Here is a 12324-nt window from a genome sequence, read left to right as displayed (position 1 = left end):
ATGCGTTTCGACCTGATCTTCAAACATGCGGACATGTTCATCGACGGCATCGTGATGACGCTGGAACTGACCGTGGCCTCACTGGCGATCGGCATGCTGATCGCGATGCCGGTGGCGGTTCTGCGCACCATGCGCCTGCCCTATATCGACGCGGTTCTGCGCGGCTATGTCTTCGTGTTTCGCGGCACGCCGATGCTGGTGCAGACCTATCTGGTCTATTACGGCCTCTCGCAGTTCGAGTTCATCCGCGACAGCTTTCTTTGGGCGGTGCTGCGCAGCCCGTTCAACTGCGCGCTGATCGCGTTCTCGCTCAATACCGGCGCCTATACCGCCGAGATCCTGCGCGGCGCCATCGAGGCCACCCCGAAGGGCGAGATCGAGGCCGCTCAGGCCATCGGCATGTCGCCCCTGCGGATGCTGCGCCGCATCGTCATCCCCGGCGCCTTCCGCCGTGCGCTGCCGCAATATGGCAACGAGGTGATCTTGATGCTGCATGGCTCGACCGTGGCCAGCATCATCACCATCCAGGATATCCTGGGCGCCGGGCGCACGCTGAACGGCAAATACTACCTCGCCTACGAAGGGCTGGTCACGGCGGCCGTGCTCTACCTGGCGCTTACGTTCCTCATCGCCGGCGCCTTTGGGATCGCCGCGCGTCATCTGCAGGCGCATCTGCGCCCTGCCTCAACCCGGTAAGACTGACATGTCCCTCAATCTCGTTCCGTTCGTCAGCGTCGATCACATGATGCGGATCGTTACCCTCACTGGCGTGGAGACCTTCCTGCGCGATCTGGCGGCCTATATTGAGGCCGACTTCCGCCGCTGGGAAAGCTTCGACAAGACGCCGCGCGTCGCCGCCCATTCCGATTCGGGCGTGATCGAGCTGATGCCGACCTCGGACGGCGAAACCTACAGCTTCAAATATGTGAACGGTCACCCCGAGAATACCCGCAGCGGCCGCCAGACCGTGACCGCCTTCGGGGTGCTGGCCGATGTGGCGACGGGCTATCCGGTGCTGATGTCCGAGATGACCATCCTGACCGCGCTGCGCACGGCGGCGACCTCGGCGCTGACCACCAAGGTGCTGGCGCCGCGCGGGGCCGACACCGTGGCCATCATCGGCAATGGCGCGCAGTCCGAGTTCCAGGCGCTTGCCTTCCACGCGCTGATGGGGATCCGCAAGTTCCGCCTCTATGACATCGACCCGAGCGCGACCGAGCGTCTGATCGCAAACCTCTCGGGCAAGGGCTTTTCGATGCAGGCCTGCGCCAGCGCGCAAGAGGCCGTTCTGGGCGCCCAGATCATCACCACCGTCACCGCCGACAAGCGTTACGCGACGATCCTGTCCGACAACATGGTCGCCGAGGGCGTGCATATCAACGCGGTGGGCGGCGATTGCCCCGGCAAGACCGAACTGGCGCGCGATGTGCTGCTGCGCTCGGATATCTTCGTGGAATATCCGCCGCAGACCCGCATCGAGGGCGAGATCCAGCAGCTTGACCCCGACCATCCGGTGACCGAGTTCTGGCAGGTGCTGACCGGCCATGCGCCGGGCCGTGTGTCGAACCAGCAGATCACGATCTTCGATTCGGTCGGCTTCGCAACCGAGGATTTCAGTGCCCTGCGTTACCTGCGTGATCGCGTTTCGGCCACCGGGCTGTGCACGCCGCTCGACATGCTGGCCGATCCCGATGAGCCGCGCGATCTTTATGGGATGATCCTGCGCTCGGCCGCGAATACCCCGCCGCGGGAGATGGCCACCGCCGCGTCGTAAGCGCGCGCCGGGACCCGTTGAAATCTATCCGGGGCGCCGCAGAGATGCGGCGCCCGTTTCTTATTTGTTGCATGTTCAAAAATTATCGATAAACAAGGATCCCGAAACGTCACCTTGGGATTTTATCGATAAAATGAGCAACGCACAGCCGAAATGGACCCGCGAGGCCGCCGCAGCCCTGCACGATCTGCCCTTCGTGGAACTGCTGTTCCGTGCCCAGACTGTGCATCGCGCGCATTTCGATCCGAACAAGGTGCAGATGTCGCGGCTTCTGTCGATCAAGACCGGTGGCTGCGCCGAGGATTGCTCCTACTGCTCGCAATCGGCGCGCAATGGCTCAAACCTGTCGGCTTCGAAGCTGATCGAGGTCGAGCGGGTGCTGAGCGAGGCCCGCAAGGCGCGCGAAGGCGGCGCGACGCGGTTTTGCATGGGCGCCGCCTGGCGCGAGCCCAAGGAGCGCGACATGGATACGCTGGTGGCCATGGTCGAGGGCGTCAAGGCGATGGGCATGGAAAGCTGCATGACGCTCGGGATGCTTGATGACACGCAGGTCGTGCGGCTGCGCGATGCGGGGCTCGATTACTACAACCACAATATCGACACCTCGGAACGCTATTACCCAGAGGTCATCACCACCCGCACCTTCGCCGACCGGATCGCCACGCTCAACCGCGTGCAAGAGGCCGGGATCAAGGTTTGCTCGGGCGGGATCATGGGCATGGGCGAAGAGGCCACCGACCGCATCGACATGCTGGTGTCGCTGGCCAATCTGCCCAAGGCCCCGGATTCGGTACCGATCAACATGCTGATGCCGCAGGCCGACACGCCCTTGGCCAAGGCCGAGCCGATTGACCCGATCGCCTTCGTGCGTGTGATTGCTCTGGCGCGGATCATGATGCCGCAATCGCATGTGCGCCTCTCGGCCGGTCGCAGCGAGATGAGCGACGAGATGCAGGCGCTGTGCTTCTTCGCCGGCGCGAATTCGATCTTTGCGGGCGACACGCTGCTGACCGCCGAGAACCCCGGCGACAGCCGCGACATGGCGCTTTTCGCCAAGCTCGGCCTGCAACCGATGGCGGCAGAGGAGCATGCCTGCACGGAAGCGGCGGAATGACGACCGCGGCCCGGCTGGCTGGCGCGCTTGAGGCGCTGGCCGCGCGGCACCGGCTGCGCCGGCTGATCCCCCAGGAGGGGCTCGATTTCGCTTCGAACGACTATCTCGGGCTGGCGGGCTCCGCCTTGTTGCGCGATGCGGCGCAGCAGGCGCTGGCGCGCGGCGTGCCCCCGGGGGCCGGTGGCTCGCGCCTTTTGCGCGGCAACCACCCCGAGCATGAGGGGCTGGAGGCCGAGGCCGCCGCGTTCTTTGGGGTCGAGGCCGCGCTGTACATGGGTGGCGGCTTTCAGGCCAATCAGGCGATCTTCTCGACCCTGCCCGCGGCGGACGATCTGATCTTGCATGACGCCTTGGTTCACGCCAGCGCGCACGAGGGGATGCGGCTTGGGCGCGCCACCGCGCGCGCCTTTGCCCATAACGACACCGAGGATGCACGCCGCGTTCTAGCGCAATGGCGCAGTGATGGCGGGCGCGGTCAGGTCTGGATCGCGGTTGAAAGCGTCTATTCGATGGAGGGCGACCTGGCGCCCCTAACCGATCTGGCCGCCCTGAGCCGCGAGTCGGGCGCCGTTCTGGTCGTCGATGAGGCCCATGCCACCGGTATCTTCGGCCCGCAGGGGCGCGGGATGGCGCATGACCTGAATGCCGAGGTGCTCACGCTGCACACCTGCGGCAAGGCGCTTGGATCGTCGGGCGGGCTGATCTGCGGCGCGCGGGTGATGATCGACACGCTGATCAACCGCGCGCGGCCCTTCATCTTCGCGACCGCGCCGGCGCCGCTGAGCGCCGCGATCACCCGCGCCGCGCTACACGCCTTGGCGCAACAGCCCGACCTTGTGACCTTGGCTCAGGCGCGGATGGCCCATGCCCATGCTGAGGCGCGCCGCCTGTGCGGGATCGACGTGCTGCACAGCCAGATCATCCCGGTCATTCTGGGCGAGGATGCGCTGGCCATGTCCCGCGCCGAGGCGCTGCGCGCGCAAGGATTCGATGTGCGCGGCATCCGCCCGCCGACCGTGCCGCGCGGCACGGCGCGGCTCCGGGTGTCGATTTCCGGAAACGTGAGTCCCGCGCAGATCACCGCTCTGTTTGAAGCCATCGCTCACCAGCAGGAGGCATCATGAAACCCGTCATCGTCATCGTCACCGGTACCGATACCGGCGTGGGCAAGACCGTCTTTGCCGCCGGGCTGACCGCCGCACTGGGCGCAAGCTACTGGAAACCGGTGCAGGCAGGCCTAGAGGAGGCTACAGACCGCGAGGTCGTCGCCGCGCTGTCCGGTCGCCCGACGCTGCCCGAGGCCTATCGCCTCAAGCGGCCGGCCTCGCCGCATCTGGCCGCCGAGACCGAGGGGCTGCGCATCGACACCGCGCGCCTTGCCCTGCCGCAGGTTGAGGGCCGCCTTGTGGTCGAGGGGGCGGGCGGTGTCATGGTGCCGCTGACGCGCGAGGTCTCGTACCTCGACATGTTCGCGCGTTGGGGCGCGCCGGTCATTCTGGTTGCGCGCACGGCACTCGGCACGATCAACCACACCGCGTTGTCGCTGGCCGCGCTGCGCGGCGCGGGCTGCCGGGTGGTGGGCGTGGCCTTCATGGGCCCGCCCGAGCCCGAGGTCGAAGACAGCATCGCCCAGATCTGCCGGGTGCGGCATCTGGGGCGGGTCGGCCCGCTTGCGCCGCTCGATCCGCATAGCCTGTCCCGCGCCTTCGAGGCGATCGACCTGCCCGCCATCGAGGCCGCGCTATGACCCCGCTCGCGTTCGACGCCCGCCACCTGTGGCACCCCTATACCAACGTCGCCAAGCCCGGCCCGATGCACCTGATCGCCGAGGCCGAGGGCGTCTGGCTGACCCGCGACGACGGGGTGCGGATGGTCGACGCGATGTCCTCGTGGTGGTGTGCGATTCATGGCCACCGCCATCCGGCGATCACCTCGGCCATGGCCGATCAACTCGGGCGGATGCCGCATGTGATGTTCGGCGGGCTGACGCACGCCCCGGCGATCGAGCTTGGCCGCAAGCTGGTCGCGATGCTGCCCGAGGGGCTCAACCGGATCTTCTATTGCGACAGCGGCTCGGTCTCGGTCGAGGTGGCGCTGAAGATGGCGGTGCAATACCACAAGGCGCGCGGCCGTGATGCCAAGGTGGGCTTCGCGACGATCCGCGGCGGCTATCACGGCGACACCTGGAAGGCGATGAGCGTGTGCGACCCGGTCAACGGGATGCACGGGTTGTTTCGCGGGGCGCTCTCGATCCAGCATTTCGTGCCGCGCCCGCCGGTGGCTTTCGGTGCGCCATGGCCCGAAGACCCGGCGCAAAACGGGCTCGCGTCGCTGGCGCAACTGCTGGCCGAGCAGGGCGAGAAAATCGCCGCGCTGATCCTTGAGCCCGTCGTGCAGGGCGCGGGGGGGATGTACTTCTACCACCCCGAATGGCTGCGCGGCGCCCGCGCGCTGTGCGAGGCGCACGATGTGCTGGTGATCTTCGACGAGATCGCCACCGGCTTTGGCCGCACGGGCGAGATGTTCGCGATGGATCATGCCGGGATCGCGCCCGATATCCTGTGTCTCGGTAAGGCGCTGACCGGTGGGCATATCTCTTTCGCGGCCACCATCGCCACGGCCGAGGTCGCACACACCATCGGCGAGAGCGCGGCGGGCGTGTTCATGCATGGGCCGACCTATATGGCCAATCCGCTGGCCTGCGCGGCGGGCTGCGCAAGCCTTGGGCTGCTTGAGGCCGGTGCGTGGCGCGGGCAGGTCGCGGCCATCGCGCAACAGATGCAGGCCGAACTGGCGCCCGCGCGCGATCTTCCCGGTGTGGCCGATGTGCGGGTTCTGGGCGCCATCGGCGTGATCGAGATGGCCACCCCGGTTGACCCCTCCATCGCGCATCGGCTCGCGCCCGAAACCGGCGTTTGGTTGCGCCCCTTCGCGCGCAATATCTACGCGATGCCACCCTATACGATCACCCCAGAGGAACTGCGCCGCGTGACCTCGGCCATGGTCGCGCTGGCCGGAGGCGCGGCATGAGGCGGCACTGGCTAGCGCGCGACGGCTCGGACGAGTTGACGCTGGTTTTTTCGGGCTGGGGCCTTGGTGCGGCACCGTTTGCCGGGCTGACCGGGGCCGCCGATGTGCTGGTGGTAGATGACTACATCGACCTCGACGATCCGCTGCCCGAGGTGGCGGGCTATGCCCGGCTGCGGCTACTGGCCTATTCCTTCGGTGTGGCCTCGGCTGCGCATTGGCTGGCGCGTGCGGGTGTGCGGCCCGCGCGGCTCGTGGCGGTGAACGGAACGCTGCATCCCGCCGATCCGCAGCGCGGAATTCCCCCCGAAACGGTCTCCGGCACCGCCGACGGGCTAAACGCGGAAAACTTCGTGCGTTTTTGCCAGCGTGCGGGCGTGACCGAGCCCGTCCCTGCCATCGACTACCACGCCGCAGCGGCCGAGTTGCGCGTGATCGCCGCGCGCGGTGCGGCGCAGGAAATACCTTTCGACAGGATCTGGATTGCGGATGGCGACCGGATCATCCCCACTGCGGCGCAGGTTCTGGCGTGGAACGAACAGGCCGCGGTGGTGCGGCGCGTCCCCGGCGGCCACATGCCCTTCCGCCCCGGTCAAAGCTGGCAGGAGTGGTTCGCATGAGCGCCGTGTCCGCCGAGCGTGTCGCGCGCAGCTTTCGCCGCAGCTTTGCGAGCTATCATGCCGCGACCGTGCCGCAGGCACGCATCGCCGATCATCTGGCTGCGCGGCTGGCGGCGCTTGGGGCGCCCGCGCGCTTTGCGCAGGGCTTTGAGATCGGCTGTGGCACCGGCCATCTGACGCAGGCGCTGCGGGCGCGCTTCGGGTTCGACCGGCTCACGCTGAACGATCTGACCGAGGGCGCCCGCGCGACGGCAGAGCACCACGGCGCGGAGTTCACTCCGGGCGATGCGCGCCATTGCGACTGGCCCCCGCAGCCCGATCTGATCGCCTCGGCCTCGGTGATCCAGTGGCTGGATGCACCCGGCGGGCTTGTCACCCGTGCGGCGCAGGCGCTGGCGCCGGGTGGTTGGCTCGCGATCTCGGGGTTTGGCCCGGCGCAGTTTCACGAGCTTGCCCGGCTCGGGTCAGAGGCCCATGCGCCGGGGCTGATCGCTGCGGGGCAACTGGCGGACAGCCTTCCCAAAGGTGTCGAGATTCTCGATCTTGGCGAGCGGCAAGACGTCTTGTGGTTCGACACCCCGCGCGATGTGCTGCGCCACCTGCGTGAAACCGGCGTGAACGGCGCGGCCTCGCAGGTCTGGACGCGGGCGCGTCTGGCGCAGTTCGATGCAGACTATCGCGCGCTCTTCGGCACCGCGCGGGGCGTGCCGCTGACCTATCACCCGATCTGGATTATAGCGCGCCGCGCCGCTAGCTGAGCCGTGCCAGATGGCGCTGCATGACCGCGCTGGCGCGGGCGGCGTCGCGCTCGCGGATGGCGGACATGATCGCCTGATGGTCGGGGTCGCTGCGCGGCTTCCAGCGGCTGGCATGTTTGACCAGGAAATGGCGCGCATAGAGCAGCTGCAGGTTGTCGATCTCTTCGCTCAGCCGGGCCATGCCGCACCCGGCGATGATCGCCATGTGGAACTGGCGATTGGCCTCTTCCCAGTCGACGGCGGTTTGCGCCGCATCACAGGCCAGGCGCATCGCCTCGGCATGGGCGATCTGTGCGGGGGTCAGATGCGGCACCGAATGCAGCAGCGCGACGGGTTCCAGCGCCTGACGCATCAGCCGCAGCTCCTCGACTGCGCTGCGATCGAGCGGCGCCACGCAGATCCCGCGGCGCGGCAGGCGCACCGCCAGCCCGCGCCCGGCAAGATAGAGAAACGCCTCGCGCACGGTAACGTGGCTCACGCCGTATTCGCGGGCGATATGGTCTTGCAACAGCTTCTCACCCGGCGCGAACTCACCACGCACGATGCGCGTGGTCAGCAGCTGGGCGATCTGATCCGATTTGATGTTCTGTTGATCGGTCACGGCGGAAACGGTTGCGAAGGGACGTATTCACCTAACCAGTTTCCGCGCGCCAGAGAAGCCGAAAGCGCCGGGCGAGGGGCGTTTCAGCCCCCCAGAAACGGGATCGGCACCCCAAACGTATCCGCCAGCAGCACGAAGTTGAGGCTGAGCACCGCCCCCGCCCCCGCAATCGCCAGCCCGCGCACCAGCGGCCCGGCGGCAAACTCGCCCATGATGTCGCGGCGCATCGAGAAGATGATCAGCGCGATCATCGGCACCGGCAGGGCGATGGACAGGATCACCTGCGACAGCACCAGCGCGTCGGTCGCGTTCACCCCGGCGGCGACCACGGCGAAGGCGGGCACCATGGTGACCAGACGGCGCAGCCAGACCGGCACGTGAAAGCGCAAGAAGCCCTGCATGATCATCTGCCCCGCCATGGTGCCCACGACCGAACTGGAAATCCCCGAGGCGATCAGCGAGGTCAGGAACATCCCCGCCGCTGCCGCGCCCAAAAGAGGGGTCAGCGTGTGGTAGGCGGTCTCGATCTCGGCGACATCGGAATGGCCCTGATGGAAGGCGCTTGCGGCCATCATCACCATCGCCATGTTGATCATCCCGGCGACGGCCAGCGCCAGCACCACCTCGACGTTGGAGTATTTCAGCACCTTGCGGCGATCGCGGTCGTTGCGCAGATCGGCCCGCGCCTGCGTCAGCCCTGAGTGCAGGTAGATCGCATGGGGCATCACCGTCGCGCCAATGATCCCGACCGCGATGGTCAGCGCGGCGCTATCGGGCAGAGCGGGCTGCAAGATGCCCATGCCCGCCGATTTCCAGTCGATCGGCGCGATCAGAACCTCGGCCAGGTAGCACAGCCCGATCACACCCACGAGCGCGCCGATGATCAGTTCCATCGGGCGGAAACCCTGCCGCTCGAACACAAGGATCGCGTAGGTGATGATCGCGGTGATCGCCATGCCGACGATCAGCGGTAGGTCGAATAGCAGCGCAAGGCCAATGGCGCCGCCCAGAAACTCGGCCAGGTCAGTGGCCATGGCGGCGATCTCGCTGACCACCCACATGGCCCAGACGACGGGGCGCGGGAAGTTGTCGCGCGACAGCTCGGCCAGGTTCTTGCCCGTCACGATGCCGAGGCGCGCCGACAGCGCCTGGAACAGCATCGCGATCAGGTTCGCCAGAAACACCACCCACAGCAGCTTGTAGCCATAGCCCGCCCCCGCCTGGATGTTCGTCGCGTAATTGCCCGGGTCCATATAGGCGACCGAGGCGATGATCGCTGGCCCCGCGAAGACAAGCCGACTGCGCCAACCCGAGCGCTCGCCACTCAGCGCGGCGGAAATGCCAAGGCGGGTCCTGCCTGTCAGATTGCTCATGTGATTCCCCGATATAGGCTTTGGTGAAATGCATAGCCATGGCTATTTTAATTGCAACCGGCAAATTACAATGTGACGCGGTGGGCGATTGTTCTGGCAAATTTGTTACCCTTGGCTATAGCTAATATCCCACCGATCAGGGACTGACCGATGACAGACAGCCATAGCGACGACCAAAGCCCGGCGGACCGCTTCGCCCGTGCCCGCGAGGCGCAGGCCGTGGCGCTTCTGGAGGATTACGTCGAGATGATCGGCGATCTGATCGAGGAATTCGGCGAGGCGCGCGTGGCCGATATCGCAGAACGCATGGGCGTGGCGCAGCCGACGGCGACCAAGGCGATCGGGCGGCTCAAGCGCGAGGGTCTGGCAACCTCGCGGCCCTATCGCGGCGTGTTCTTGACTGACAAGGGCGCCGATCTGGCCGACAGGGTGCGCGGGCGGCATCGCACGGTGGTCGAATTTCTGGTGGCCGTGGGCGTTCCCCACTCCGTGGCCGAGCTGGATGCCGAGGGGATCGAGCATCACGTCTCGGACGAGACGCTGGCGGTGTTCGAACGTTTCCTGCGCGGGCGCGGCTAAGCGTGCAGCCCGCTTGACAGTGGGTGCCCTCGTCCAAAACACTACAGGCGCGTTTCTTCCGTTTCTTGCCGCCCTCGTATTCGTGCACAGGACAGAGCTTGACCGATCCCCTCGCCCCATTCCTTTCGGCGATTGCGGCGCATGACAAGGCGGCGCTGGCGGCGCTGTACCGGCAATTGGAGCGGCCGCTCTACAGATTCATCCTCTCGCGATTGAACGATCCGCATGAGGCAGCCGACATACTTCATGACGTGTTCATGGAGGTCTGGCGCAGCGCGGGCCGTTTCGAGGGGAAATCGAAAGTGCAGACATGGGTCTTTGGAATCGCCTGGCGCAAGGTCATCGACCTTCGGCGCAAGACCGGGCGGATGGATATGCCGGGCGAGACGCCCGAGATCGTCGATGACAGCGCCGATACCGAGGCCGCGCTGCTCGCGGGGCAGGAAGCCGCGCACCTGCGCCACTGCCTGGATGAGCTGGGCGACGAACACCGCATGGCGATCACGCTCGCCTTCTACGAGGACATGCCCTACGGCCAGATCGCCGAGGTCGCCCGTGTCCCCGAAGGGACGATCAAGACGCGGATCTTCCATGCGAAGAAATTGCTGCTGCGCTGCCTTTCGGGGCGCGTGACGCGGGAGGTGGCCGGATGACGGATCGCGAAGAAATCGAGGCGCTGTTGCCCTTCTACGCCAATGGCTCGCTCTCGGCGCCCGAGCGCGCGGCGGTCGAGGCGGCCTTGGCCGAAGACCCCTCGCTTGAGCTGGAACTTGCTGCCCTGCGGGCCATGCGCGACACATTGCAGGCCGAGGCGCCGCGCAGCCCCGGCGAATTCGGCCTGGCCCGCCTGATGCGCGATGTTGAGCGCGAGGCGCAGCCCGCGCCCGCTCGCTCGCACTTCTGGCAGATCGCGGCGGCGGTCGCGCTGGCGGCCTTCCTCGGTCAGAGTCTCTTCCTGCTAGGCCAGCGCGATGCGGGCTATGAACTGGCGGGCGAGGCGCGCGACACGATCAGCGTGGCCTTCGCCCCGGCGGCCTCGGAATCCGAGTTGCGCAGCCTGCTGCAATCGCTCGGGTTTGAGATCGTCGGCGGGCCGAGCGCGCTTGGTCTGTATGAGATCGCCGCGCCCGGTCGCGCGGTTTCCGATGAGGATGTCGAGGCCCTGCGCGCCTCCCATCTGGTCGAGGCGGCCGACCTTGCGGAGTAAGCGCGCGCAGATCATCGGGGCGGCGATTGCCGTCATCGCGGCACTGGGGCTGGCACCCGCAGCCCATGCTCAGGCTAGCCCGACCGGCGCGCCGTCGGGCGCAGATCGGGGCAGCGCCTCGGATGACAGTCCGCGCCCGGACCGGCGCGCCGTTGCCGGGCACGTGGCCCGCACACGTGGCCAGCCGGAATTCATCGCGCTTGGCCCCACAGCCGAGGCCGCCCCTACCGCCAATGCCTTGCTGGCCGCCGGGGCCACGCAGATCCGCCGCCGCGACTATCCCGGTCTTGGCCGCGTCGGGCAGGTCTTCCTGTTGCCGCGTGGGCTATCGCTCGCGCAAGCGCAGGCACTGCTAAGCACCGCCGCGCCGCGCACCCGTTTCGATGCGCATCACCTTTACGGCTATGCCGGGGGCACCCCGCGCGTTTACGCCCCTGCGCTGGTGTCAGGCGGGGCGGGTTGCCGCCTGCCTGCCGGGCGCACCGTCGGGATCATCGACGGGCCGGTCGACCGGGGCCACCCGGCGCTTGCGGGCGCGCGGATCGATTCCGTGGCGCTGATGGGTGATGCGCGCGGCGAGTCGCCCGATCACGGCACGGCGGTGGCCGCCCTGATCGTGGGCGAGGACAGCGGCAGCGCCCTGGGCGGTTTTGCCCCCGGCGCGCGGCTGATCGCGGTGGATGCTTTCTCAGGGATGGGCACGCGCGGGCGCACCGATGTCGAGCTGATCGGCGCGGGTCTCGATCTGCTGTTGCGCAGCGATGTGCGCCTGGTGAACCTGTCGATCTCGGGCCCGGCCAATGCCGCGCTGGCCGATCTGCTTAGTGCCGCCGCGGCGCAGGGCATGGTGATGATTGCTGCCGCCGGGAATGACGCAGGCCGCGTCGGTTGGCCCGCCGCCGCGCCCGAGGTGATCGCTGTCACCGCCGTTGACGCGGCGCTGCACCCTTATCGGCGTGCCAATACCGGCCCCGAGGTTGAGTTCGCCGCGCCCGGTGTCGATCTCTGGGCTGCACGAAAGGGCGGCGGTGCCTATGTCAGCGGAACCTCCTATGCCGCGCCGATCGCGACGGCGCTTGCGGCCCGTCTTGGGGCGGGCAGAACCCTCACGACCGAGCAATTGCGCCGCGCTCTGCGCGCCTCGGCCCGCGATCTGGGGCCTGCGGGGCGCGATACGCAAACCGGTTGGGGCCTCGTGCAGGGTTCCGGCTGCTGAATTTGTTCAATTAAATCGATGAAATAACAATGCTCTAGAAGATTTCTGAATTTTT

At 67.2% G+C, this 12324-nt stretch carries 14 protein-coding genes; 12 read left to right on the top strand and 2 right to left on the bottom strand.

All coding sequences use genetic code 11. The features are described from left to right. The 8 genes from KTQ37_RS08685 to KTQ37_RS08650 all read left to right on the top strand — a co-directional run bounded on the left by KTQ37_RS08685 (nucleotide 1) and on the right by KTQ37_RS08650 (nucleotide 7293). Nucleotides 1-696: an ABC transporter permease gene (locus KTQ37_RS08685; RefSeq protein ID WP_218630116.1), complete on the top strand. Its 696-nt coding sequence runs from the start codon at nucleotides 1-3 to the stop codon at nucleotides 694-696. A gap of 7 nt (nucleotides 697-703) precedes the next feature. Beyond that, a complete protein-coding gene (locus tag KTQ37_RS08680; protein ID WP_218630115.1) occupies nucleotides 704-1774 on the top strand; it encodes an ornithine cyclodeaminase in 1071 nt (356 codons plus the stop codon). Nucleotides 1775-1907: 133 nt separating this feature from the next. Beyond that, nucleotides 1908-2888, top strand: a complete 981-nt coding sequence (bioB, locus tag KTQ37_RS08675) for a biotin synthase BioB (protein WP_218630114.1) — start codon at nucleotides 1908-1910, stop codon at nucleotides 2886-2888. Continuing rightward, nucleotides 2885-4012, top strand: a complete 1128-nt coding sequence (locus KTQ37_RS08670; protein ID WP_218630113.1) for an 8-amino-7-oxononanoate synthase — start codon at nucleotides 2885-2887, stop codon at nucleotides 4010-4012. Before bioB ends, KTQ37_RS08670 begins: the two co-directional genes overlap by 4 nt. Further along, nucleotides 4009-4635 (top strand): dethiobiotin synthase, encoded by a 627-nt coding sequence (gene bioD, locus KTQ37_RS08665; protein WP_218630112.1) that lies wholly within the window; start codon nucleotides 4009-4011, stop codon nucleotides 4633-4635. The genes KTQ37_RS08670 and bioD overlap by 4 nt, the downstream gene beginning before the upstream one ends. After that, nucleotides 4632-5918 (top strand): adenosylmethionine--8-amino-7-oxononanoate transaminase, encoded by a 1287-nt coding sequence (gene bioA, locus KTQ37_RS08660; protein WP_218630111.1) that lies wholly within the window; start codon nucleotides 4632-4634, stop codon nucleotides 5916-5918. Before bioD ends, bioA begins: the two co-directional genes overlap by 4 nt. Continuing rightward, a complete protein-coding gene (locus KTQ37_RS08655; RefSeq protein ID WP_218630110.1) occupies nucleotides 5915-6535 on the top strand; it encodes a pimeloyl-ACP methyl esterase BioG family protein in 621 nt (206 codons plus the stop codon). The genes bioA and KTQ37_RS08655 overlap by 4 nt, the downstream gene beginning before the upstream one ends. After that, nucleotides 6532-7293 carry a methyltransferase gene (locus KTQ37_RS08650; RefSeq protein WP_218630109.1) on the top strand — a complete coding sequence of 254 codons (762 nt, stop codon included), beginning with the start codon at nucleotides 6532-6534 and terminating at the stop codon, nucleotides 7291-7293. Before KTQ37_RS08655 ends, KTQ37_RS08650 begins: the two co-directional genes overlap by 4 nt. Here KTQ37_RS08650 and KTQ37_RS16940 read toward each other — a convergent pair. Further along, a complete protein-coding gene (locus KTQ37_RS16940) occupies nucleotides 7286-7894 on the bottom strand; it encodes a GntR family transcriptional regulator (RefSeq protein WP_218630108.1) in 609 nt (202 codons plus the stop codon). The two genes, KTQ37_RS08650 and KTQ37_RS16940, sit on opposite strands and share 8 nt — an antisense overlap. An 83-nt stretch (nucleotides 7895-7977) precedes the next feature. Next, nucleotides 7978-9267 (bottom strand): Nramp family divalent metal transporter, encoded by a 1290-nt coding sequence (locus KTQ37_RS08640; protein ID WP_218630107.1) that lies wholly within the window; start codon nucleotides 9265-9267, stop codon nucleotides 7978-7980. Between the two features lie 150 nt (nucleotides 9268-9417). Between KTQ37_RS08640 and mntR the strand changes: the two genes are divergently transcribed. The 4 genes from mntR (at nucleotide 9418) to KTQ37_RS08620 (ending at nucleotide 12269) form a co-directional block, all read left to right on the top strand. After that, on the top strand, nucleotides 9418-9846 hold the full coding sequence (mntR, locus tag KTQ37_RS08635; protein WP_218630106.1) for a manganese-binding transcriptional regulator MntR: 429 nt from the start codon (nucleotides 9418-9420) through the stop codon (nucleotides 9844-9846). A 98-nt stretch (nucleotides 9847-9944) separates the two neighbouring features. Further along, nucleotides 9945-10499, top strand: a complete 555-nt coding sequence (locus KTQ37_RS08630; protein WP_218630105.1) for an RNA polymerase sigma factor — start codon at nucleotides 9945-9947, stop codon at nucleotides 10497-10499. After that, a complete protein-coding gene (locus KTQ37_RS08625; protein WP_218630104.1) occupies nucleotides 10496-11053 on the top strand; it encodes a zf-HC2 domain-containing protein in 558 nt (185 codons plus the stop codon). Before KTQ37_RS08630 ends, KTQ37_RS08625 begins: the two co-directional genes overlap by 4 nt. After that, complete coding sequence (locus KTQ37_RS08620) at nucleotides 11043-12269, top strand: S8 family serine peptidase (protein WP_218630103.1); 1227 nt, start codon at nucleotides 11043-11045, stop codon at nucleotides 12267-12269. Before KTQ37_RS08625 ends, KTQ37_RS08620 begins: the two co-directional genes overlap by 11 nt. Nucleotides 12270-12324 lie beyond the last annotated feature (55 nt).

Origin of the sequence: Sedimentimonas flavescens, assembly GCF_019264375.1 — a bacterium.
In the GTDB taxonomy this organism is placed as follows: Bacteria; Pseudomonadota; Alphaproteobacteria; order Rhodobacterales; family Rhodobacteraceae; genus Rhodobacter; species Rhodobacter flavescens.
This window is presented reverse-complemented; position numbering and strand designations above follow the sequence as displayed.